Source organism: Bordetella genomosp. 1, assembly GCF_002261335.1.
In the GTDB taxonomy this organism is placed as follows: Bacteria; Pseudomonadota; Gammaproteobacteria; order Burkholderiales; family Burkholderiaceae_B; genus Bordetella.
Map to the genome: position 1 here is coordinate 1147150 of NZ_NEVL01000003.1, position 25344 is coordinate 1172493.

14 protein-coding genes are annotated in these 25344 nt (G+C 71.4%); all 14 read left to right on the forward strand.

Features of this window, described 5'->3' with window-relative positions:
• Positions 1 to 6 precede the first annotated feature (6 nt).
• Genes CEG14_RS13665 through CEG14_RS13730 form a run of 14 tightly spaced genes read left to right on the forward strand, consistent with a single transcriptional unit; the run spans position 7 to position 25273 of the window.
• Entirely contained in the window at positions 7 to 699 is a 693-nt protein-coding gene (locus CEG14_RS13665) for a CpaD family pilus assembly lipoprotein (RefSeq protein ID WP_094826887.1), read from the forward strand.
• Positions 700 to 704: 5 nt separating this feature from the next.
• Positions 705 to 1976 (forward strand): AAA family ATPase, encoded by a 1272-nt coding sequence (locus CEG14_RS13670; RefSeq protein WP_094826888.1) that lies wholly within the window; start codon positions 705 to 707, stop codon positions 1974 to 1976.
• A 24-nt stretch (positions 1977 to 2000) separates the two neighbouring features.
• Positions 2001 to 3452 (forward strand): CpaF family protein, encoded by a 1452-nt coding sequence (locus tag CEG14_RS13675; protein ID WP_094826889.1) that lies wholly within the window; start codon positions 2001 to 2003, stop codon positions 3450 to 3452.
• Between the two features lie 19 nt (positions 3453 to 3471).
• Positions 3472 to 4452: a type II secretion system F family protein gene (locus CEG14_RS13680; RefSeq protein ID WP_094826890.1), complete on the forward strand. Its 981-nt coding sequence runs from the start codon at positions 3472 to 3474 to the stop codon at positions 4450 to 4452.
• Positions 4453 to 4460: 8 nt separating this feature from the next.
• A complete protein-coding gene (locus CEG14_RS13685) occupies positions 4461 to 5399 on the forward strand; it encodes a type II secretion system F family protein (RefSeq protein WP_094826891.1) in 939 nt (312 codons plus the stop codon).
• Positions 5396 to 6358, forward strand: coding sequence for a tetratricopeptide repeat protein (locus CEG14_RS13690; protein WP_094826892.1), 963 nt, complete (start codon positions 5396 to 5398; stop codon positions 6356 to 6358). Before CEG14_RS13685 ends, CEG14_RS13690 begins: the two co-directional genes overlap by 4 nt.
• Entirely contained in the window at positions 6351 to 6869 is a 519-nt protein-coding gene (locus tag CEG14_RS13695; protein WP_256985695.1) for a hypothetical protein, read from the forward strand. The genes CEG14_RS13690 and CEG14_RS13695 overlap by 8 nt, the downstream gene beginning before the upstream one ends.
• On the forward strand, positions 6866 to 7465 hold the full coding sequence (locus CEG14_RS13700) for a TadE/TadG family type IV pilus assembly protein (RefSeq protein WP_094826893.1): 600 nt from the start codon (positions 6866 to 6868) through the stop codon (positions 7463 to 7465). Before CEG14_RS13695 ends, CEG14_RS13700 begins: the two co-directional genes overlap by 4 nt.
• Positions 7462 to 9015 carry a hypothetical protein gene (locus CEG14_RS13705; protein ID WP_094826894.1) on the forward strand — a complete coding sequence of 518 codons (1554 nt, stop codon included), beginning with the start codon at positions 7462 to 7464 and terminating at the stop codon, positions 9013 to 9015. Before CEG14_RS13700 ends, CEG14_RS13705 begins: the two co-directional genes overlap by 4 nt.
• Positions 9016 to 9042: 27 nt before the next feature.
• Positions 9043 to 19131: a putative Ig domain-containing protein gene (locus CEG14_RS13710; RefSeq protein WP_094826895.1), complete on the forward strand. Its 10089-nt coding sequence runs from the start codon at positions 9043 to 9045 to the stop codon at positions 19129 to 19131.
• An 8-nt stretch (positions 19132 to 19139) separates the two neighbouring features.
• Positions 19140 to 20879: a TolC family protein gene (locus CEG14_RS13715; RefSeq protein WP_094827537.1), complete on the forward strand. Its 1740-nt coding sequence runs from the start codon at positions 19140 to 19142 to the stop codon at positions 20877 to 20879.
• Positions 20880 to 20890: 11 nt separating this feature from the next.
• On the forward strand, positions 20891 to 21661 hold the full coding sequence (locus CEG14_RS13720; protein ID WP_094826896.1) for an efflux RND transporter periplasmic adaptor subunit: 771 nt from the start codon (positions 20891 to 20893) through the stop codon (positions 21659 to 21661).
• Between the two features lie 19 nt (positions 21662 to 21680).
• A complete protein-coding gene (locus CEG14_RS13725) occupies positions 21681 to 23051 on the forward strand; it encodes an efflux RND transporter periplasmic adaptor subunit (protein ID WP_094826897.1) in 1371 nt (456 codons plus the stop codon).
• Positions 23048 to 25273 carry an HlyD family efflux transporter periplasmic adaptor subunit gene (locus tag CEG14_RS13730; RefSeq protein WP_094826898.1) on the forward strand — a complete coding sequence of 742 codons (2226 nt, stop codon included), beginning with the start codon at positions 23048 to 23050 and terminating at the stop codon, positions 25271 to 25273. The genes CEG14_RS13725 and CEG14_RS13730 overlap by 4 nt, the downstream gene beginning before the upstream one ends.
• Positions 25274 to 25344: the final 71 nt, after the last annotated feature.

Sequence of the window (25344 nt, forward strand, 5' to 3'; positions counted from 1 at the left end):
GAACTCATGCAACACGCAACGAACCGTATTCCGTTCCGCCCGGCGCTCAAGTGCCTGCTCCCCCTGGCCCTGATCGTGGTGCTGGCCGGCTGCGACACGCCCATCAACGCCGTGCGCGCCAAGCGCTTCGGCGACAACCGCATCCCGCAGGCCGCGCAGGCCCAGCCCAGCGCGGTCGCGCTGGCCATGCAGGTCACGCCCGACGGCCAGGGCCTCACGCCCGAATCGATGCGCCAGGCCAACGCGCTGCTGACGCGGCAGGGCCGCATCGAAGACCAGGTCATCACGCTCACGCCCTTCAACGCCGATGGCGCCGCCGTGGCGCAACGCGTGGCGCAGGCCCTGGGCCGCGCCGGCGCGCGCGAGCCGCGCGTGATGCCGCTGCCGCTGGACGCCGAACGCATGGCCGAGGCCGCCGACGCCGGCTGGGACCTGGAGCTGCAATCCGAATCGCTCGCGCTGGACCTGGCCCACTGCGGCCTGGCCCGGCCGCACCAGGTCACGGTGCATCCGTACTACGGCGTGGGCCAGTTGGGCTGCGCCAACCGCGCCAACCTGGCGCGCATGACCACCGACCCGCGCGACCTGTCGCGCCCGCGCACGCTGGAAGGCGCGGACGGCAAGGCCGCGGCCGGCGCCGTGGAACGCTATCAGACCGGCGAGATCCGCGATCTGATCGATATCGACTTCGACAATTGACGGCCATGAGCGACACGCAATCCTCCACCACCGACTTCTCGCTCGCGGGCCCGGCCGTGTTCGCCGCCCCCGCCGATCTCAAGATCATCGGCGAACAGCTCGAACGCCTGCGCCGCGCGCCTTCCGTGCTGCAGGCCGGCGGGCCCGCCGAGGCCATGCAATGGTGCGCCCGCAACACGCCGCCGTCGATTCTGCTGATCGACATCGGCGGCCATGCCCATCCGCTGTCGGCCCTGCTGGAGCTGGCCGCGCAGGCCGGCCCGGCCTGCCGCATCGTGGCGCTGGGCCAGGCGCAGGACGTGGACCTCTACCGCCAGTTGCTGCAGGCCGGCATCTTCGACTATCTCACCACGCCGCCGCGGCTCGACCTGCTGGCCGGCACGCTCGCGCGCGCCGATGATGACGCACCGCTGGGCCATGGCGGCGCGGCCCGCGCCGGCCGCACCGTGGCCTTCACCGGCTCGGCCGGCGGCGTCGGCGTGAGCACGCTGACCGCCGCGCTGGGCGGGTGGCTGGCGCAGTCGCGCCAGACCCCGACCGTGATGGTGGACTTCGATCGGCGCAAGGGCGACCTGCCGCTGCTGCTCGGCCTGCAGGCCGACGCCGGCCTGGCGAGCCTGCTGGCCGCGCCCGAGATCGATCCGCGTCTGCTGCAACGCACGCTGCTCGCGCTGAAGGTGGAAGACACCGACGTGCCCACCCGCCTGCATCTGCTGGCCCAGCAGCCCGGCGCCGAGACGCCCGTGGAGGCCGAACGCGTGCTGGAGCTGGGCGCCGTGCTGTGCCAGCTGTTCTCGCTGTCGCTGTGGGACCTGCCCTCGCACCGCCCCAACGGCGCGGACGAGGTGCTGGCCCATGCGGACATCCGCGTGGTGCTGACCGAGCTCACCGTGCAGGGCGCGCGCAACACGCATCGCCTGCTCAGGCAGCTGGGCGATGAGAGCGGCGGCCAGCGCCTGTTGCTGGTGGCGAGCGGGGCGCGCGACGCCGGCCGGCCGGACATGGAATTCGCCCAGTTCGAAGACTTCGTAGGCCGCGCCATCGACCTGCACCTGCCGTATGCCGGCAACGCGCTGTCGCAGAGCCTGCTGCAGGGCCCGCTCGCCGTGGCGCCGGGCTCGGCCTATGGCCAGGCCGTGGCGCGGCTCGGCGCGCGCGTGCTGGGCCTGCCGGAAAGCACGGGCGAGGCCGCGCCGGAAGGCGTGGCGCAACGCCTGCGCGCCTGGCTCTCGCGCCCCGCCCCTGCCGCCCGCCCGCGCGCCTCCGCGCGTGCCTGAGGCCTCCGATCCCCGAGCCCCGACATGATGCTGCCTCGCCGCAAACCCGCCCCCCCGCCTCCCGCCGCCCAGCCGGCGCCCGCTCCCGCCGCCGTGGCGCCCACGCCGGCGCCCGCCGCCCCGGCCGCGCCGGCACCGGCCAAGGCCTACGCCGCGGCCCCGCAGCCCGCGGCCAAGGCCGCGCCGGCCAGGACCGGCGTCACGCCGATCAAGCCGCAGGCGCCCTCGATGAACGCGGAGCAGTCCGCCCAGCGCCGCGTGATCCGCGACGAGCTGTTCACCCAGATCGATCCGCTCAAGGCCGCGGTGATGCCGCGCGACAAGCTGCAGGCGCAGATCGACACGCTGATCCGGCGCATCTGCGACGAGCAGCGGCTGCAACTGTCGGGCCCGGAAGAGGAACTGATCTCGCGCCAGATGCTGGACGAGATGGTGGGCGTGGGCCCGATCGAACCGCTGCTCGACGACGATACGGTCAACGACATCCTCGTGAACGGCGCGGGCCAGATCTTCGTCGAGCGCTTCGGCAAGCTCGAGCTCACGCCGATCACCTTCATCGATGAAGAGCACGTGTTCAACACCGCGCAGCGCATCGCCGCGCGCGTGGGGCGCCGCATCGACGAGGCCAATCCGATGGTGGACGCGCGCCTGCCCGATGGCAGCCGCGTGAACGTGATCACGCACCCGCTGGCGCTCGACGGCACCACGATCTCGATCCGCAAGTTCATGCGGCGCGACCTGTCGCTGGAGTCGCTGGCGCAGCGCGGCGCGATGTCGATGGACATGGCCCTGGTGCTCAAGCGCGCCATGGAAGCGCGGCTGAACATCATCGTCTCGGGCGGCACGGGCGCGGGCAAGACCACCCTGCTCAACGCCCTGTCGCAGAAGATCAGCCCGCTCGAACGCATCATCACGATCGAGGACGCGGCCGAGCTGCAGCTGCAGCAGGTGCATGTGATCCGGCTCGAGACCCGCCCGGAAAGCGCCGAGGGCACCGGCCGCATCGACCAGCGCGACCTGATGAAGAACGCGCTGCGGATGCGGCCCGACCGCATCATCCTCGGCGAAGTGCGGGGCGGCGAATGCTTCGACATGCTGCAGGCCATGAACACCGGCCACGACGGCTCGCTCTGCACGGTGCACGCCAACACCCCGCGCGACGCGCTGATGCGGCTGGAGAACATGGTGATGATGGCCAACATGCAGCTGCCGCTGCCGGCCATCCGGCGCCAGATCGCCAGCGCGGTGGACCTGATCGTGCAGATCGAGCGCATGCGCGACGGTGCGCGCCGCGTGGTGTCCATCGTCGAGATCTGCGGCATGGAGGAAGAAGTGATCCAGACCCAGGAGCTGCATGCGTTCCGCTCGCGCCCGGGCGGCAGCGCCACCCAGGTGCTGGGCGAGCACGCCGGCAGCGGCCTGCGGCCGAACTTCTACACCGACAAGGCGCACCTGTTCGACCAGGATCTCCTCTGATCCGCCGACCCGACCCGACATGCTCGATCTCTTCACCCTGATCATTTTCATGCTCGTGCTGGTGGTGTTCTACACCGCACGCGCCACCAGCCGCCGCCAGCGCCGCGCCGACGCCATGGCGCTGCGCCTGGCCGGCCTGCGCGAGCAGGTCGAGCGCGAGAGCGGCGTCGCCGCGGCCGCGTTGAACCCGGATTCGATCTCGCTGCCGGGCCAGGCCCCGATGTTCGCCCGCTGGCCCAGGCTGAGCGGCCACGCCGAACGCCTGCGCGACGGCGTGCGGGCCCTGGGCTGGACCAAGACCCTGCGCAAACGCCTGCTGGCGGCCGCCGCGATCGCGCTGGTCGGCGCCCTGGCGCTGGCACGCATGACCGGCACGCCGGCCTCGCTGATCCTGCTGTCGGCGCCGCTGCTGTGGGTGCTGCTGTGCACCCTGGCCTACCAGCGCGCCATGAGCGCCCACCTGGAACTGCTGACCCGCTCGCTGCCCGAGGCGATCGACGCCATCACCCGCATCTGCCGCTCCGGCGTGCCGCTGCAGAGCGCGTTCGGCATCGCCGCCGATCACCTGCACGGCCCGCTCGCGCCGGAACTGCGCGAGATCGAAAACTGGCTCAAGCTGGGCGTGCCGCTCAAGGCGGCGATGCAGAGCTCGGCGGCGCGCATTCCGCTGCAGGAATACCGCTTCTTCGCCGTGATCCTGATCATCAGCCAGGAATCGGGCGGCCGCCTGGGCGACACGCTGGAACGGCTGTCGGCCACGCTGCGCGCCCGCGCCGAACTTGGCATGAAGGTCAAGGCCAAGACCTCCGAGGCCCGCGCCTCGGCCAAGATCGTGGCCCTGCTGGTGCCGGGCGTGCTGCTCTACATGTATCTCAACTCGCCCGAGGATTTCCGCTTCATGTTCAACGACAGCGTCGGCATCAAGGTGATGCTGTACGCCGCCGCCAGCGTGGGGCTGGGCCTGCTGATCACCCACCTCATGGTCAAGCGCATCCGCTGAACGCCGCTATGTTTTCCGATCCCCTGGCTCCCCTGCTGTTCCTGATCTTCCTGGCCGGACTCGCGCTGCTGCTGTGGCTGCTGCGCGCCCAGGCCCGCCGCAATCCCCTGCACGAACGGCTCGACACCACCGAGGCCGCCGAGGCGCCCGAGGCCGCGGTGTCGATCGCGCTGGATGACCGCACGCCGCTGCCGGGCGTGTGGCAGGCCGTGGCCGAGTTCGGCGACAAGCTGGCCGGCACGGCGCAGGACCGCAGCGCCAACGAGCGGCTGCTCACCCGCGCCGGCTGGCGCCGGCGCGAGGCCCTGGGCCTGCTGATGGCGGCCAAGTACGCCAGCGGCGTGCTGTTCGTCGCGCTCGGCATCGCGCTGTTCACCAGCCCCCAGACCCGCTTCGGCATGACCGGCCTGGCCGTCGGGCTGGTCGCCCTGTTCGTGGGCACCACCTTCCCGGAGCTGCTGGTGAAGTCGCGCGCCGCTCGCCGTCTCGAAGCGCTGTCGCGCAGCATGCCCGACGCGCTCGACCTGATGGTGATCTGCGCCGAGGCCGGCCTGCCGTTCCCGCGCATCCTGAAGGTGGTGTCGCGCGAGCTGGCGTTCAGCGCGCCGGTGATGGCCGACGAGCTGGCCTACACCAGCGCCGAACTGCAGTTGCTGCCCGACCGCGCCGCCGCGCTGCGGCACCTGGCCGAGCGCACCCGCGTGCCCTCGATCGAAAGCATGGTGGGGTCGCTGGTGCAGGCCGAGCGCTACGGCACCCCGCTGGCCCAGGCCTTGCGCACCATCGCCGAAGAAAGCCGCAGCCGCCTCATCCTCGAGCTGGAAGAGAAGGCCGGCAAGCTGCCGGCCCAGCTCAGCGTGCCGCTCATGACCCTGATCCTGCCCCCCGTGGTCGCCATCGTCGCCACCCCCGCGCTGATGCGCGTCGTCCGGACCCTGATGCAATGACATTCGAAATCGCCCTCCCCGTCCACGCCCTGGCCCGGCGGCTGGCCGCGTGCCTGATGCTGACCACGCTGTCGGCCTGCGGCGGCATCACGATCAAGGCCGATTCGGGCCCCGGCACCGGCACCCGCAACCTGCCCGCCACGCCCACCGGCCAGGGCGCGCCAGCGCCCAAGCCGCCCGCCGACCAGGCCGAGGTGGCCGCCGAGGGCATGAAGCTGGCGCGCCTGTTGCGCGACCAGGGCCGCTTCGAAGGGGCGGCCGGCATCTACGCGCAGCTGGAACAGCGCGGCAGCCTCAAGCCGCTGGAGATGCTGGAGTACGCCAGCGTGGCCGCCCAGGTGCAGACGCCCGCCGACAGCCTGGCATTGTTCGGCCGCGCGCGCCGCGCCATCACGGAGAGTGGCACCTCGCTCAGCGCGCCCGCCACCGCCACGCTGTGCAACGGCCTGGGCCGGGCCCGCATGGCGCTGGCCCAGACCGACGCGGCGCTCGCCGACTTCGACTGCACGCTCCGCGCCGACCCGAACAACATCGCGGCGCTCAACGCCAAGGGCGTGCTGCTCGACGCGCGCGGCCAGCACGACGAGGCGCGCAAGCTGCTGTCGCAGGCGCTCGAGCTCGATCCCGCCAACAACCGCGTGCTCAACAACCTGGCGCTGTCGCACCTGGCCAGCGGCGACACCGCCCAGGCCGTGCGCCTGCTGTCGCAGACCGACGCGGCCCAGCTGCCCACGCTCAAGCTGAACCTCGCCTTCGCCCAGGCCATGCAGGGCGACGAGGCCGGCGCGCGCAAGACACTGGCCTCGTTCATGGGCGAGGAACAGACCGCGCAGGCGCTCGCCGCCTTCGGCCAGCATCGTCAACGCATCCGCGACGGCGCCTCGGTGGCCGAAGAACTGCTGGCCGCCAGCCGCCAGCTGCTGCCGCTGCGCGCCCAGGAGAAGGAACAACGTGGCTAAGCGTCTGCTCCCGTCCGCGCGGCGCCAGCGCGGCGTGCTGTCGGTGGAGGCGGCCTATGTGCTGCCGGTCATCATCGCGGCCGCCATGATGTTCATGGAACTCGCCAACATCGGCCTCACGATCAACGTGGGCGCCGGCGCGCTCGACCGCGCCATCCAGCAGTTCCGCCAGGACAGCATCAACGGCTCGCTGCAGGGCGACGCCATGGAAAGCCAGCTGCGCAAGCGCATGGTGGCCGCCTCGCACAACTACCTGGACGACACCGACATCGCCACCGTGGAGATCGAGCGTTTCACCTCGCTCGACGCGCTGGGCGGCGGCAACGCGGCCAATGAAGAGAACGCCCCGGCCGCGACCTCGACCCAGCCGGCCTGGCGCGTGTCGGTGGACATCCGCAAGAACTTCATCACGCCGCTGCCGCGCCTGCTCGGCGTGGACAGCAGCGCGTTCCGCTATCGCTACGAGCAGGTGCTGGCCTATCTGCCGCAGGCCACCGGAGCGCAGCAATGAAGCGCGCCACCGCGCGGGCAGGCCGGCAGGCGCGCCAACGCGGCGCCTTCGCCGTGGAGGCCGCGCTGGTGCTGCCGATCCTGCTGGGCGTGGGCCTGCTGGGCGCCGACATCCAGCGCATCCACACCGAACGCATCCGCCTCGAAAACACCGCGGGTACGCTGGCCGTGAACCTGGCAGCGCAGCGCGAGCTGACCGGCGCCGGGCTGGACGCGCTGGCCAAGGTCGCGATGCAGGGCCACGAGGCCGACCAGCAGATCTACGTGCTGAACGTGCAGGTCGACGGCAGCGTGAGCTGGGGCCTGATCCGCGGCGGCGCCGAGAACCTCTGCGAAGCGCCGGCCGTGGGCGGCATCTACGAGGGCACGCTGCCCGACGACAGCCGCCGCGACGACACGACCGCCGCGCCCGGCATGGTGATGGTGCGCTCATGCCGCCGCACCGACGAGGTCGCGCTGTTCTCCGGCCTGGGCATACCCGACGTGCTCAAGACCGACGCCATCTTCCCGTCCTCCCACCGCACCATCAAGCTGGACACCGAGCTGCAGGGCGAAAGCGACGCCAACGGCCTGGCCGCCGGCGCCTCCGACACATGAAACACCGATTCCCCGTATTCCGACCCGAGCGCCAGCGCGGCGCCGCCGCCGTGGTCCTGCTGCTCCTGATCGGCGGCGTCATGACGCTGGCCGCCCTGTCCTCGGACATCGTGCGCATGGTGGCCGACTCCGGGCAGCTCAAGCGCGCCACGGATGCCGCGGCGCTGGCCGCATCGATGGCGCGCGCCGGCAACCGCGAGGCCGACATCCAGGCGATCGCCGAGCGCTACGTGGCCAGCAACCTGGGCATGGACCACGAACAGCTGCGGCGCGAGCTCGAGATCACGACCGAGGCGATCCAGCGCGACTCGACCCCGGGCGCGCGCATCACCGCGCGCTACAAGGCCACGTCCATGCTCGGCAGCGTGCTGGCCCGCGCCGTGTCGGTGCGCTCGGCCGCCATCTCGCGCGACCTGACGCTGGAAGTGGCGCTCACGCTGCCCAACACGCTGAGCGAGGACGCCCGCAACCTGGCGGCCCTGCGCCGCCTCGGGAAGGCCTTCACCGCCGACCTGCTCAAGGACACCGAGACCACCTGGATCTCGCTGGTGCCGTACAGCCAGTCGGTCAATGTGTTCGACCCGGCGCAGCCGGGCCGGCTGCGCAACTGGGCCGCGGCCGGCGCGCTCAATCCGGTGGAGCTGACCTCGCTGTTCCGCTCGGGCTACGGCAGCCTGGCCGATCCGCGCATCCCCGACCGCCGCGCGCAGCTGCTGTGCATGTATCGCGGCCTGGCGCGCAACCAGAACTACTTCTGGGACCAGGCGCCCACCAGCCAGTTCAAGGTGTATTACCGCCATGACCTGCCCGACAACGGCAGCCCGGGCGCGCCGCCCATCAGCTGGGTCGGCCCCAACCCGGACTTCGGCCAGGCCACCGGCGTGAACGACACGCGCTGGATGACCGCCGACCGCGGCTGCCCGAGCGCGGCCCTGCTGCCGCTCACCAACGACCAGGCCAAGCTCGACCGCCGCCTCGACGAGATGTCGACGCGCTTCAACGTGAACTACGCCATCGCCATGGGCTGGAGCGCGATGTCGCTCGCCCCGGCGTTTCGGGGCGGCTCGGGCTGGGCCCTGCCCGACGAGCTGCCCAAGGACTTCGACGAAGGCGCGGGCGACCACATCAAGGCGATCGTGATGCTGGTCAATTCCACCGGCCAGCGCTGGTTCGACTCAGACGCCTACAACGGCGAGGTCGGCAGCCCCACCGATGGTTGCGACAGCAACGGCACGGCCTGCGACGACGCCCCGCTGATCACGCGCCGCTTCGCCAGCCTGTGCAACAGCTTCCGCGCCCGCGGCCTGCGCTTCTACCTGATCGTGACCGGCAGCGACGAGGACAGCGACGAGGACGGCCAGATCCGCAGCGCCTCGGAATTCCGCAAGATCGCCGGCCCCGGCCTGGCGATGTGCGCCGTCAACGGTTCGGACCTCACCTGGTTGCCGGGCCGCGATTTCGTGGCCAGCGAAGGCCGCATCCAGGACCGCCTCGACGAGATCGTCGAGGAACTGCGCCAGCTGGCCTCCATGACCACGCTGATCGAGTAAGCCCACTTTTCATTCTGCCCATCCGCCATGACTGCACGCCGCTCCCCCTCGCTACGCCGCCAGGCCCTGGCCCTGGAACCCCGCTTCCTGCTCGACGCCGCCATCGCCGCCACCGCGGCCACGGTGGTCGACGCCACCGACTCCAAGCCGGGTGCCAGCGCCGAAGGCGCCGCCGCCCACGTCGACATCAGCGAGTCCTCCACCACCCACCAGGTGGACCTGTTCAGCGGCGTCGCGGTCGCCACCGACAACGGCGGCGAGGCGCTCGACAAGCTGGTCGTGACCGTCGACCGCAGCGGCGCCAACCAGGCGCTCGTGATCGACGGCACCGAGATCAGCCTGACCGCCGGCAACGGCATCACGCAGGACAACAACTACGTCTACAGCGTGCAGGTCGGCGGCGACGGCACGACCACCATCACGCTCACCCTGGCCTCGTCGGACACGGCCAGCGGCCCGGCCGGCGCGGCCGCGCTGATCGACGGCATGGCCTACCGCAGCCTCGACAACAGCGTGGAAAGCGGCAAGGTCACGGTCACGCTCAAGAGCCTGAGCGACCTGGGCGGCGACACCACCGAGCTGGGCATCAGCGCCACGGTGGACGTGAACAACAGCATCAACGTGGCGCCGGTGCTGTCCGACGGCGGCCACCTCGATCCGCGCGAATCGCTGTCGCTGGGCGACCTGGGCAACGCCACCGAAGTCGTTTATTCCGCCGACGGCAAGTTTGCCTATGCGGCCGGCAATGACGGCATCCAGGTGTATTCGGTGGACAGCGCCGGGGCGCTGACCGCCGTGCAGACCTTCAAGCACGCCGACCTGAACACGGTCAGCCACATGCTGATCAGCGCCGACGGCAAGTCGATCTACACCGTCTCGAGCAACAACGACAGCTACGTGGTGCAGCTGAACGTGGCCGCCGACGGCACCCTCAGCTACGCCGCGTCGGTGACGTCCAGCAACGGCACGATCAACGGCGGCATGGCCCTGACCGACGACGGCAAATACCTCTATGTGGGCACGCAGTACAACGGCGTGGTCATCTACGAGCGCGATGCCGCCACGGGCGACCTCAACCTGATCGGCCGCCTCAATGGCTCCAGCGGCCGCAGCGGCATGATCGCCACCTCGGGCGACTACCTCTACATGCTCGAGATCGGCATGCCGCACACGCTGTTCGTGTACGAGCGCGGCGCCGACGGCCAGCTCAACCAGATCGACACGATCTCGGTGGCCGACGTGGGCAGCGGCTACAGCGCCGTCGACTACGCACTGACCACCTCGGCCGACGGCAAGACGCTCTACATCGGCAACCCGGTGAAGGGCGCGATCCACGTCTACCAGGTCGACGGCGGCGCGCTCAACCTGATCGGCAGCGAAACCCAGGCGGGCGTGCGCGGCATCGCGCTCAGCCCCGACGGCAACACCCTCTACGCAGCCTCGTCCGATGGGTCGGTGTCGGTCTACACCGTGGCGGCCAACGGCGCGCTCGCGCTGGCCGGCAAGATCGCGGGCAGCGGCAACGGCGCCGACATGGCCGTGTCGGCCGACGGCCACTCCATCCTGGTGGCGGGCGGCGGCGTGGTCCGCTACAGCGGCGTGCAGACGCTGGACCGCGCCGGCGAGCTGGCGTTCGCCGATGGCGTGAACTTCTCAGACAGCAACTTCGACGCGCTCAACGGCGGCGCGGGCAACTACAACGGCGCCAGCATCACGATCCAGGCCAGCGTGGCCGACGGCAGCTTCGGCTTTGCCGCCGGTGACGGCCTGAGCCTGTCGGGCAACGACATCGTTCTCGACGGCGCGGTGATCGGCAGCTTCGTGCGCGCGGGCGACACGCTCACCATCACGTTCAGCGCCGACACCAGCAAGGCCGTGGCGAACCAGGTGCTGCACCAGGTCACCTACCGCAATGCCAACGCCAGCCGCGACGCCCTCATTCTGCTCGCGATCCGGGGCGGCGACGGCGCGCTCGACAGCAACACGATCGAGGTCGCGCTGCAGGCCAACAGCGCGCCGCAGCTCGACGACACGGGCTACGGCCTGGACGGCGGCCAGACCGAGACGGACTACAGCGTGACGCTGCCGGCGGGCCTGTTCAAGGATGTCGATGGCGACGCGCTGACGTGGACCGTCTCCGGCCTGCCGGCCGGCCTGAGCTTCGACCCCGCCACGCGCACCATCTCGGGCACCGTGGATGCCACCGGCACCTACAGCGTCAAGGTCACGGTGACGGACATCCACGGCGGCACCGCGTCCACGACGCTGAGCCTGGTGATGGACCAGATCGACAACCGCGCGCCCACGGTCAACCCCGCCGCGCCCGCGGCCCTCGACGCGGCCACCGCCGGCCAGACCTACACGGTCAAGCTGGACCCCGCGCTCTTCAGCGACGCCGACAGCCGCTACGGCGACACGCTGACCTGGCGCGTGGACGACCTGCCGACCGGCCTGAGCTTCGACGCCGCGACGCTGACCATCACCGGCACCGCCTCCGCGCTCGGCAGCTTCCAGATCCGGATCACCGCCACCGACGCGAGCGGCGCCACGGCCACGCACACCGCCACGCTGCGCGTGATCTCGCAGGCCGAGGCCGGCAACACGGCGCCCACGGTGGGCGCCGACGCCGACAAGCTGGTGTACGGCAGCGACGGCACGCTTTCGGGCTACAACTACTACGTCAACAGCATCACCACCTCGGCCGACGGCAGCCTGGTGATCATCGCCGGCAGCACCGGCGTGAGCGCAGTGGGCGGCGCGAGCAGCCAGGGCGACAACTTCCTCAGCATCTACCAGCGCGACAGCAAGACCGGCGAGCTGAAGCTGCTGCAGACCTGGCGCCAGGGCACGGCCGACGACGGCAACGCGGCCAACGGCATCGAGGTCGACGGCCTCGGCGGCATCACCTCGGTGACGCTGTCCAAGGACGGCAAGTTCGTCTACGTGGCGGGCTACGGCGCCGAGGGCAGCGCCAGCAAATACGCGGTGTCGATCTTCTCGGTGAATGCCGACGGCACCCTGGCCAGCGTGGGCAAGACCGCCTACGTGGACCAGAAGATCGTCGAAATCGCGCTGTCGAGCGATGGCGAACAACTGATCGTGCTGTCGACCAACACGCTGTACTCCTACACGGTGGGCGACGACGGCACGCTGGTGCAGAAGCAGGCGCTGGTGCCGCTGTTCGACAAGGGCTTCAACTCGGTGACGCGCGACCTGGACATCGACGCGAACGGCACGGTGTACGCGATGAGCAATGGCCGCATGGCCATCTACACCTACGACAGCGCCACCAACATGCTGACCTTCCGCGGCCTGCTGCAGAACAGCGGCGGCGTGGTGTTCCATGAGTACGCGGCCGACGGCACGTTCGTGAAGTCCACCACCATCGCGAGCTCGGGCGCGTTCAGCACCGCCTACGCGCTGGCCGCCTCGGGCGACGGCAACTTCTACATCACCACCTACAGCAACTTCGCGGTGATGGCGTTCCACTATGACGCCGCCACCAACAGCGTGACGTTCACCCAGCAGCTGAGCTTCGCCAACCCGAACTACCCGACCAGCGTCGAGACCTCCGCCGATGGCAGCACGCTGTACGTGGGCTTCGGCTTCTCGGGCACGCTGAACGCCTACCGCATCGGCGACGACGGCCAGCTCACGCTGGTGCAGAACATCGCCACCGGTGTGAACCGGGTCTATCGCATCCTGGCGACCGAAACCGGCGAGCTCTACGTCGGCAACTTCGTCAACGGCGGCGGCACCGGGCTCGGCCTGGCCTCGCCCACCGGCGAAGTACGCGGCAGCTACCTCGAAGGCGCCACCATCCGCCCGGCCGACGGCTTCACGCTGGCCGATACCGAACTCGATGCGCGCAACGGCGGCAACGGCAACTACCAGGACGCCACGATCACCGTGGCGCGCGCCGGCGGCGCCAACGGCGACGACAGCTTCGGCTTCGCCGACGGCAACGGCGTCACGCTGGTCGACGGCAAGATCTACCTGAACGGCAGCGCCATCGCCAGCGTCGACGACAGCGGCAACGCGCTGTCCATCGTCTTCACCGGCGAGACCAGCAGCGCGGTCGCCACGGCCGTGCTGCGCCAGATCACCTACACCAACCGCAACGGCGCACCCGGCGACAGCATCAAGCTCTCGCTGGCGGTCAAGGACGAGTACACCGCCACCACGCTCACCCTGGCGCTGGCCGTGACCGAGGTCAACGACGCGCCCACTGCCATCGCCACGCCCAGGGACGGCGCGCATTCGCCGGGCGACGCGGCCACCGATCTGTTCGATGACGTGGAGATCTCCCCGGTCGAGGCCGGCCAGACCATCAGCGCCATCACCCTCACCGTCGGCGGTCTGCGCGACGGCGCGAGCGAATCGCTGCTGATCGACGGCGAACAGGTGGCGCTCGTGGCCGGCAGCGGCACCACGGCCGGCGGCTACGGCTATGTGATCACGGTGAGCGGCAGCACCGCCACCGTCACGCTCACCCACGGCACCGGCATGAACGGCGCGGCCGCGTCGGCGCTGGTCGATGGCCTCGGCTACGCCAACAGCAATCCCGATGCCACCGCCGGCGAACGCACCATCACGCTGAGCGCGATCAGGGACAGCGGCGGCACCGCCAATGGCGGCGACGACACGGCCACGCCGGACCTCACCGCCCGCATCACGGTGCAGGCCGAGGCGCCCACGCTGGGCGCCGACACCGGCTCGCTCACGTTCGAGGAAATCATCAACGCCATCGCCGACGACGGCTTCACCAATCTGTACGAAGGCATCCAGGGCGTGGCGGTGTCGGGCGACTACGTCTACGTGGTGCGCACCGCCAGCGTCTGGGACAGCTCGACCATCAGCGACGTGGAAGTGAGCAGCCTGTATGTGTTGCAACGCGGCGCCGACGGCAAGCTCACGCTGGTCGAGTCGTTCGAGAGCAAGAACGTGGCCGCGCTCGGCGGCGCCGCCGGCGTGCAGGTCTCAGCCGATGGCAACAGCGTGTTCGTGGTCGGCAACAACGGCGTGGTGGTGTTCGACCGCGAGGCGGGCGGCGCACTGGCGCTGGCCGGCACGCTCGGCGCCGAGCTGATCGCCGAACACGGCCTGATCCGCGACGTGCAATCCGGCCCGAACGGCACGCTGTACGTCACGGCGGGCGACAGCCTGCTGGTCTACAGCCGCGGCCAGGACGGCAGCCTGAGCGTGGCGCAGACGCTGACCGACGCCGGCACCACCGGCATGCAACTCGACGGCGCCGGCCCGATCTCGCTGTCGCCGGATGGCCGCTTTGTGTTCGTCGGCACCTCGGGCGGCGCCACGCTGGCCAGCGTGTTCCGCGTCGAGGCCGATGGCTCGCTGAGCTTCCTGATGGCCGCGCAGGGCGAGTCGCCCGCCGCCGATCCGATGTACTTCACCCAGTCGCTCACGCTCTCACCCGACGGCACCACGCTCTACGCCATCGACAACGACGGCAGCGACTACCGCCTCTACACCCTGACCATCGGCGCCGACGGCACCCTCACCGCACAGGCCGACACCGTGCTCGACGGCGAGGCGAATGCGCTGGTGGTGTCGCAGGACGGCGCGCTGCTGATCGTGGTGGGCCCCGACCAGATTTCGCTCTACACCCGTGGCGCGGACGGCGTGCCGACCGCGGCCGGCACGCTCACCAGCCTGGGCGGCAAGGACATCGGCGAACTGCGCGGCGCCACCCTGAGCGCGGACAGCAAGCAGCTGTACCTGTCGGGCACGGTCGACTGGAACGATGGCCTGCTGGTGCTCAACCTGAGCCCCGCGTCCTCGACCTACACCGAGGGCGGCGACGCCGTGGCCCTGCTGCCCGGCGGCAATCTGTCGGATCCGCAGCTCGACGCGCTCGACAACGGCTCGGGCGACTACCAGGGCGCCAGCATCGTGGTGGAGCGCGACGGCGGCGCCAATGCCGACGACACCTACACCCTGGTGGCCGGCGACGGCTACACGCTCGACACGGCCAACGGCCGGATCCTGCTCGATGGCACCGCCATCGCCAGCTTCACCCAGGCCGGTGGCAAGCTGACCGTGGTGTTCACCGCCACGGTGAGCCAGGCCGAGGCGCAGCAGGTGCTGCGCCGCATCGCCTACGAGAACGGCAGCAGCGACCCGACCCGCGACGGCAGCCGGGCCCGCTTCGCCGTCACGCTCAACGACGGCGACGGCCACAGCGCCACCATGAACGCCGACGTGGACCTGATCGGCGTGAACGACCCGCCCGTCATCGACACCACGCCGCTCGCGCCCACCTATCCGGCAGAGGGCGAGCCCGTGAAGCTGTTCGACGGCACCACGATCGACACGGTGGAGGCCGGCCAGAACGTGTGGCAGGTGATCGTCACGGTCACGCCCGCCGGCAGCCAGGACATCCTGGGCGCCGACGGCGGCCGGATCCCGCTCGGCAGCGCCACCAGCGGCGTGCAACGCACGGCGACCGGCCTGGAGTACAGCGTCCAGATCGCCAACGGCGTGACCACCGTGGTGCTGTACCTGAACAACTCGCCCGAACGCGCCGCGCAGGTGATCGACAGCCTGACCTACTCGCACACCGGAGACAGCGGCAGCGGCTCGGTCAGCATCGGCGTGAACGTGCGCGAGAACGCCGACAGCAACGCGCTGTCGGCCCACACCGGCACCGCGGTGGTGACCCTGGCCGGCGCCAGCGCCGCCAATACCGCGCCCGTGCTGGGCGGCGGCACGACGGCGGGCTACACCGAACAGGCCGATCCCACCGCCATCGCCCCCGGCGCCACCGTGGCCGACGCCCAGATGGACGGCTTCAACAACGGCCTGGGCAACTACAACGGCAGCACGCTGACCGTGGCGCTCGGCGCCGGCGCGAGCGCGGCCGACAGCCTGGGCTTTGCCGACGGCAACGGCCTCACCCGGGTCGGCGACCAGCTGCTGAAGGACGGCAAGCCGATCGGCCGTTTCAGCGTGGCCGACGGCACGCTCACGATCCAGTTCACCGACGAGGCCGGCGCGATCCCGACCCAGGCCGACGTGCAGAACGCGCTGCGCCAGGTGACCTATGCCAACGGCAGCGACGTGCCGGCCGAGCGCGTGGCGGTGCGCGTCACGCTGTCCGACCAGCGCGGCCTGGAATCCGCCGCGATGGCGTTCGACATCGACATCACCGCGGTCAATGACCTGCCGGTGGTCGAGGCCGACCCGGTGCTGTCGCTCGGCGAACTGGCCGCGGTGCAGCACCTGACCGACCTGGCCGGCATGTCGGCGCTGACCGCCTCCGCCGCCTCGGCCGACGGCCTCACCGTGTACGTGGCCGACGGCAACGGCGCGATCGCGCTGTTCTCGCGCGACGCCGGCAGCGGCGAACTGACGCTGGTGCGCGTGCTCTCGGGCACCAGCGGCCTGGACGGCGTCAAGGCCCTGCAGCTGTCGGCCGACGGCACCAGCCTGTATGCGCTGCACGAGAACGGCAACGCCATCGTGTGGTTCAGCGTGGACGGCGACGGCGGCCTGACCCGCGCCGGCGCGATCAGCAGCGACTACGCGGTGGACGGCGGCAATCTGTTCGACATGCGCGACATCGCCCTGTCGGCCGACGGCAAGAATCTCTACCTCACCAACGCCTACAACGTCGTCATCCTGGCGCGCGACGGCGGCTCCGGCGCGCTGAGCTACGTCGGCGCGATCGAGGGCGGCATGTGGAGCGCCCCGTATCTGTGGGCACCGACCGAGGTGGTGACGCGCGGCGACCTGGTGTTCGTCGTGACCAATACCTCGTCTGGCTCCTCGCTGATCGTGTATCAGCGCGATGCGGACGGCGCCCTGACCCTGCTCGGCAACGCCAGCAACAACGGCACCGACGCGGCGGGCCAGCCGGTGTCGCTCGACGGCCTGGAGCAACTGGCCGTGAGTGCCGACGGCCGCACGATCTTCGTGGCCAACGGCGCGCAGATCGACGCGTTCGCACTCGATCCCGCCACCGGCGCCCTCACCCACAAGGGGGTGTTCGCGAGCAACCTCGCCATCACCGACCTGGCGTTGACGGCCGACGGCCGCGCGCTGTTCGCCACGCTGGCCGACGGCAGCGTCAACTATTACGCCACCGCCAACGGCGCGCTGGTCGGCAGCCACGGCGGCATGCCGGGCGCCGGTCAGGTGGTGTTGCTGCCCGACGGTGGCCTCGTCGTGATCGGCGACGGCGTGGACGTGCTCACGGCACCGCCCGGGACGGCCCCGGTGGCGGTCATCGGCGGCGACCCCGTCGCGGTGGCCCCGGCCGTGAAGCTCAGCGACGCCGAACTCGACGCCGCCGCCGCTGGCGCCGGCAACTACCAAGGCGCGAGCGTTACATTCACCGGCAACGCGGGCGACAGCTTCTCGTTCCTGGTGGGCGACGGCTACACGCTGGGCAGCGACGGCATCACGATCCTGCTCGACGGCACGGCCATCGCCACGCTGGTTCAGACCGACGGTGCCGCCACCCTGGCGTTCACCGGCGCCGTCACCACGGCGCAGGCCAACGCGCTGGTGCACCGCGTGGGCTACTCGGCCGGCGGCGACACCGCGGGCACGCGCAGCGTCAGCGTGCGCATGAACGACGGCGCCGACGAGAGCGCGGCACACCTCATCGAGGTGATCGCGGCCGAGCCGAATCATGCGCCCGAGGTCGGCGCTGCCGACTACACGCCCGCGCCGGTCGCGCAAGGCCGGCCCTACGAGGTCGTGCTGCCCGACACGCTGTTCAGCGACCCGGACGGCGACACCCTGACCTGGCAGGTGAGCGGCCTGCCGCCGGGCCTGAGCTTCGACGCCGCCACCCGCACCATCTCCGGCACCACCACGGCCGCGCTGGCCGATTACCCGGTGCAGGTAAAGGTGAGCGACCCGAGCGGCGCCACGGCCACGCGGACGCTCACGCTGGAAGTGGCCGAGGCGCCCAACACCGAGCCGGTCGACAGCGGCATCAGCCTCGCGCCGGGCCAGCCCGAAGTGGGCGCGCCGTACCGCTACACGATCCCGGCCGGCCTCTTCACCGATGCCGACGGCGACACGTTGACGTGGACGGTGACCGGCCTGCCCGAGGGCCTGAGCTTCGACGCCGCCACCCGCACCATCTCCGGTGTCGCCACCGAGGCCGGCCAGTACGTGCTGACGATCGCCGCCAGCGACCCCGCCGGCGCGCAGGTTTCGCGCAGCCTGGGGCTCGACGTGGTGGTCGCGGCCAGCCCCCCCGCGCCGCAGCCGGCCGGCGATGCACCGCCGCCCCTGCCGCAGGTCCAGGCCTGGAACGTGCCGGACGACACCGCGCGCGACCCGGCCGAAGACCCTGCGCTCGCGGCCAGCGTGGCGCGCCCGATCGATGCGCCCGCAACAGATGCGGCCGGCATGGGCGGTGCCATCGCGCCGTTCGGCACGCCGGCAGGCGGCTCGGCCGTGCTGCTCGATGGCCTGCTGCGCAGTTCGCTGGAACGCGACGACCGCTGGACGCGTGGCCTGAACGGCGTGGAAACCGCCGACGGCAAGCCGACCCGTCTGGTGGCGCTCGCCAGCCCCGACGCGCCCGAACTGGCCGGCCCCGGCCGGCCGGTGACGGCGGCCTGGCACTACGACCGCGACAACAATCGCCAGGTCGTGACCCTGCCGGCGGGCCTGGTGCGCAGCAGCAGCGCGATCGCCGCGCTCGAGCTGCGCATGGCCGATGGCGGCGCCCTGCCGGCGGGCGTGCGGCTCGACGCCGCGCGCGGCCTGATCACTGCCCCCGGCCTGAACGGCGGCCAGCCGCTGTCGCTGCAGCTGCTGGTGCGCACCGTCGACGGCCAGCGCCTGGCGGTGCCCATCCTCATCACGGGCGAACGGCAGGCCGCGGCCGCGCCGGCCGCCCCCCACGCTGCGCACGCCGCTGCGCACGCCGCCGCGCACGAGGGCGACCTCGCGGCCGCCAGCAAGCTGGCGCTCAGCGTGCAGCTGCGCCAGAGCGCGGCGCAGGACATCCTGGCCCAGGCGCAGCAACTGCTGGCCGCCCTGGGCGAGGACCCGGCGCCCGCGCTGCCGGCCGCCGTCAACGAACCACACGCCGGCCACCGCCAGGCGTCTTCCCTCTCCGTACAAAGCTGATGTTCGACATGACCTCCTCCGATCTTTCCGTGAAGCCCTCGACGCGCCGTCCGCTGCGCCTGGCCCTGACCGTGGTCGCCGCCGCCGTGCTGGCGGGTTGCACGGTCGCGCCGCCGGAGCGGCTCAGCACGCAGGACCTGCTGCAACAGGACCTTGCCGACCGCGGCAGCATGTTTGCCGCCCAGGAGCCCGTGACCGGCCCCATCACGCTGGACGAAGCCATCGCCCGCGCCGTGAAGTACAACCTGCAGCAGCGTCTGGCCCTGATGGAACGCGCGCTCGAAGACAATCTGGTGGACGTGCAGAAGCAAGGCATGCTGCCCAAGCTCACGGCGCGCGCCGGCCTGCGCGGCCGCAACAACGACTACGGCTCGTCGAGCGAGTCGCTCGATACCGGCACCCAGTCGCTGGTGCCGTCGACCAGCCAGGAGCGCGACGGCAAGACCGCCGACCTGCAACTGAGCTGGAACGTGCTGGACTTCGGCCTGAGCTACTTCGGCGCCAAGGCCCAGGGCAACAAGGCGCTGGCCGCGGAAGAACGGCGCCGCCGCGTGGTGGCCGACATCATCCGCCAGACCCGCACCGCCTACTGGAACGCCGTGACGGCCGAGCGCCTGAAGGGCCAGGTGAGCAGCACGCTGGCCGAGGCGCGCCAGACGCTCGAATACGCCCGCCAGACCGAGCAGAAGCGCCTGGTCGCGCCGATCGTGGCGCTGCGCTACCAGCGCGACCTGCTCAACATGGTGCGCCAGACCGAGGCGCTGGACAACGAGCTGGCGCAGGCCAAAGCCAAGCTGGCCACCCTGATGAACCTGCCGCCCGCCACCGACTTCACGCTGGCCGCGCCCGACGCCGGCGGCATGGCCGCGCCCAACCTGGCCTACGAGCTGACCGACCTGGAAGCGCTGGCGATGGTGCACCGCCCCGAGCTGCGCGAAGAGACCTACCTCGCGCGCAACGCCGTGCTCGAGACCCGCATGTCGCTGCTGCGCCTGTTCCCGAACGCCTCGCTGTTCGGCGGCCTGAACTACGACAGCAACAAGTACCTGGTCAACAACGAATGGGCCGACGCCGGCGTGCAGGTCAGCTGGAATCTGCTGAGCGTGCTGTCGCTGCCGTCGATCAACCGCGCCGGCGAGGCGCGCAAGGAAGTGGCGCAGCTGCGCCGCCAGGCCCTGCGCATGAGCGTGCTGAGCCAGGTCCACATCGCCTGGCTCGAGCGCCAGCGTGCCGAGGCCGCGTTCCAGCGCGCCAGCGAGCTGTCGCGCCTGCAGGACGCGATCCAGGTGCAGACCGAGAACGCGGCCCGCAGCAACGCCGAAACGCACCTGGAGCTGGTGCGCGCCAAGGTCGAGACGCTGCTGGCCACCCGCGCGCGCGACCTGAGCTACGCGGAGCTGGTGAACGCGCAGAACACCGTGTACCAGGCGGCCGGCATCGACCCGCTGCCCGAGAAGATCACCGACGACACGCTCGCCAGCCTGGCGCGCGACATCGCCGAGACCAACCGCAAGATCGAGCAGGGCCACATGGAGGTGCCGCGCCTGCTCGCCGAGGCGGGCGCCGGCGCCGGGCTCGATCCGGCTGCGGCGACCGCGCCGGTGACCGTGGCGGTGGCCGAACCCGCGCCCGCCCCCAAGCCGGCGGCGCTACGCAAGGTGAGTGGCAGCCCCTGGAGCAGCCTGGGCTCCTTGTCGGGCACCGACACGCCGGCGCCGGCCATCCAATCCCTTCCGGTCACGCGTTGAGTCGCCGCATCATGTTCCAGCGCAAGACCCGTGGCGCCCTGCTGCTCGCCATCCTGGCGGGCACGCCCGCCGCCACCCAGGCCCAGGGCCTGCCGCCGTCCGCTCCCGAAGCGGGCGGGACCCGCGCCCAGCTCGTCGCGAGCCAGCGCGCCGTGATCTCGAGCGAACTGGCCGGCAAGATCGCCAGCGTGCCGTTTCGCGACGGCCAGTCGTTCAAGAAGGGCGACACGCTGATCGCGTACGACTGCGCGCTCAACCGCGCCCGCCTCGAACGCGCCGTCCAGGCCGAGGGCGCGGCCGTGAAGAAGCTGGCCGTGGCCGACCAGCTCGACAAGCTGTCGTCGATCAGCCGCTCGGACGTGGAGCAGGCGCGCGCCGCCGTTGCGGTGGCCCGCGCCGAATCCGGCGTGGAACGCGTGATGGTGAATCGCTGCACCGTCATCGCGCCCTATGCCGGCCGCGTCGGCGAGGCCTTCGTGCGACCGCTCGAGAGCGTGGGCGAAGGCAAGGAGCTGCTGAGCATCTACGACGACAGCGCCTTCGAGCTCGAGACCATCGTGCCCTCGCGCTGGCTGGCCTGGCTCAAGACCGGCTATCCGATGCACATCACCGTGGACGAGACCGGCCTGAGCTACGAGGCCGTGGTGGCCCGCATCGCGGGCGCCGTGGACCCGGTGAGCCAGTCGGTCAAGGTCATCGGCCGGCTCGACGGCAAGACCGGCGCGGGGCTGCTGCCCGGCATGAGCGGCAGCGTGCGCATCGACCCGCCCGCGCAGCCCTGAACCGCGGCGCCGCACCACGATGAGTACCGCAACCCGCGAGACCCTGCTCGCCACGCTGCTGCAACTGGAGCAGCGCGCCCGCGCCTGCACCTCGCCGCAGGATCTGGCCTTTCTGATGGTCAACGACAGCCACGCGCTGGCACCCTATCGCCAGGCCGCGCTCTGGCGCGCGGGCGACGGCGGCGACGGCACGATCGAGGCGCTATCCGGTCTGGCCGTGCCCGAGCGCAACGCGCCGTTCAACGTCTGGCTGTCCGCCCTGCTGGCGCGCCGGCTGCGCGATGGCGCGGGTCTTGCGGCCGGGCCGCTGCAACCGGCGGCCGAGGATGCGGCCATGTGGGTCGAGCACCTGCCGCCGCACGCATGGCTGCTGCCGCTGGCGCTGGGCGACGCGCAACGGCCGGACGCCGCGTTGCTGCTGGCGCGCGACACGCCCTGGGACAAGCGCGAAACCACGCTGCTCGGCCTGCTGGCCGACGCCTACGCCCATGCCTGGCGCGCGCTGCGACCCGCGACCCGGCAGCGGCGCGGGCCGGCGCAATGGTGGTCGGGCCTGCGCCATGGCGCGCACCGGCGCCGCTGGTGGCTGGGGCTCGCGCTGGCCGTCACGGCCCTGCTGTTCGTGCCGGTGCGGCAATCGGTGCTGGCGCCGGCCGAGATCGTGGCGCGCGCGCCGATGGCCGTGCGCGCGCCGCTGGCCGGCGTGGTCGACAGCATCGCCGTCACGCCCAACCAGGCGGTCCAGCAGGGCCGGTTGCTCGCGACCCTGGATGCGCGCGAGGTGAACGGCAAGCTCGAAAGCGCGCGCCAGGCGCTGGCCGTGGCCGACGCCGAGCTGCGCCAGACCCAGCAGCAGGCGCTCTACGACGAACGCAGCAAGGCCGCGCTGGCGCTGGCACGCGGCAAGCGCGCCCAGGCGCAGAACGACGTGGCGTACTACCAGGAGGCGCTTGCCCGCACGCAGCTGCGCGCCGAGCGCGACGGCATCGCGCTGTTCGATGACGTGTCCGACTGGATCGGCCGGCCGGTGGCGCTCGGCGAGCGCATCATGATGGTGGCCGATCCCAAGGACGCCGAGCTCGAGGTGCAGTTGCCGGTGGCCGACGCGATCAGGCTGCCCGAGGCCGCCGAATTACGGCTGTTCCTGAACGCCGCCCCCACCTCGCCGCTGCCCGCCTCGCTGCTGCGCGTGGGCTACCGCGCCGCCCCCACGCCCGACGGCACGCTGGCCTATCGGGTGCGCGCGCAACTGCATCCCGCCGATGGGCAGGAGACGCTGCCGCGCATCGGGCTCAAGGGCACCGCCAAGCTGTACGGCGAGCGCACGCCGCTGTTTGCCTACCTGCTGCGCCGGCCGCTGGCCAGCCTGCGCGTGTGGCTCGGGCTATGACGGCCACGTCCGCCACGCCCGGCGCGGCACTGCCGGCGCCCACCTCCCGCGCGCCGGACGCGCCCGCGCAGGCGCTCGCGCCTTTGCGCGAGGAGCTGCTGCTGCACGAAGCGCCGCGCAACCACGACGGCTCGCCCGCCTGGACACTGGAGGATCCCGGCCGCGCGCAGTTCTACCAGATCGGCTGGGCCGAGGCCGAGATGCTGGCGCGCTGGCACCTCGCCGACGCCGCGGCGATCGCCGCCGCGATCGGCGCCGACACGCCGCTGCACCTGCACGCGGACGACGTCACCGACTTCGCCCAGTTCCTGCAGCACAACAGCCTGCTGCAGGCGCGCGGCCCGCAGGCCATCGCGCGCTATCGCCGCGAGGCGCAGGCGCGGGCGCGCGGCCACTGGCTCAAGGGCCTGATCCATCACTATCTGTTTTTCCGCATCCCGCTCGTGCGCCCCGACGCGTTCCTGAGCCGCACCCTGCCCTGGGTGCGGCGCCATTTCTACGCGCGCGGCTTCCTGCTGCTGACGCTGGCCGCGGGCCTGCTGGGCCTGTTTCTCGCGGCCCGCCAATGGGATGAGTTCCTCCACACCTTCCTGCACTTCTTCACGCTGGAAGGCGCGCTGACGGCGGGGCTGGCGCTGGGCGTGACCAAGATCCTGCACGAGCTGGGCCACGCCTACACCGCCAAGTATCACGGCTGCCGCGTCGCCACCATGGGCGTGGCCTTCATGGTGATGTGGCCGGTGCTCTACACCGACACCTCGGGCGCCTGGCGCCTGAAGAGCCGGCGCCGCCGCATGTCGATCGGCGCCGCCGGCATGATGGCCGAGACCGTGCTCGCGGCCTGGGCCACGCTGGCCTGGAGCTTCCTGCCCGACGGCATGCTGCGCAGCGCCGCCTTCACGCTCGCCACCACCACCTGGCTGCTGACCCTGGCCGTCAACCTCAACCCGCTGATGCGCTTCGACGGCTACTTCCTGCTGTCGGATGCGCTCAACGTGCCGAACCTGCAGAACCGCGCCTTCGCGCTCGCGCGCTGGCGCCTGCGCGAGTGGCTGTTCGACCTGGGCGATGCGCGGCCGGAGGTGTTCGCGCCCTGGCGCGAACGGGCCCTGCTGGTCTACGCCTTCAGCGTCTGGGTCTATCGCTTCTTCCTGTTCCTGGGTATCGCCGTGCTGGTCTACCACATGGCCTTCAAGCTATTGGGCATTCTCTTGTTCGCCATCGAAATCGTGGCCTTCGTGCTGCGCCCCATCTATACCGAACTCGTGGCCTGGCGCGAACGCCTGTCGAGCCAGCGCAAGACCGGCTGGAACCGGCGCAGCCGCCTCACCTCCCTGATCGTCCTGCTGGGCCTGATCGCGGCGGTCGTGCCGTGGCGCAGCCGGGTCGAGGCGCCGGCGCTGCTGCGCGCGGCCGAGCAGGCCCGCCTGGTGGCCCCGGCCGGCGCGCGCATCGAACGCATCGGCGTGCGGGCAGGACAGCCGGTGGCCGCGGGCGAGGCGCTCTACGTGCTGCGCGCGCCCGATCTCGAATACGAGCGCGACGCGCTGGCCCAGCGCATCGGCGTGCTGCAATGGCAGCAGAGCTTTCACGCGATGCGCCAGGACAGCGGCGCCGCGGTGCCGGTGGCGCAGCGCGAGCTGCAGGCCGCGCGCGAACGCCTGGAGGTGCTCACGCGCCAGCTCGAGCAGCTCACGATCCGCGCGCCGTTCGCCGGCACGATGGCCGAGCTGGCCGAGCCGCTCGCGGCCGGCGAGTGGGTGGGCGAAGGCGAATGGCTGGGCACGCTGGTCGCGCCGCAACGGCTGGTGGTGGAGGGCTACGCCGCCGAGGAAGACGTGCGGCGGCTGCGCGCCGGCGACGCCGCGCGCTTCCTGCCCGAAGATCCGGGGCTGGCCGCCGTACCGCTCACCGTGACGGCCATCAACGCCACCGCCACGCGCCGCCTGAGCGCGGCGCCGGAGCTGGCCTCGGTGCATGGCGGCCATCTGGCCGCGGTGCGCGCGCCGGCCGCAAGCCATCGCGCCGACGCCGACGCGCAGGACCTGGCGCCCGAGCAGGCGGTGTATCGTGTGATGCTGGATCCCGCGCCCGAAGCGGCGGCGCTGCCACGCCTGCAGGTGCTGCGCGGCACGGCCGTGATCGAGGGCGCGAATGAAAGCCTGCTGATGCGCGCCTGGCGCCGCGCGGCCGCCGTGCTGCTGCGCGAATCGGGTTTCTGATTCACGTCGATCCTTAAGCAAGCTTAACGTGTCAATTGCGGGGGCCTGCGGAATAATGAAAACCATTCCGA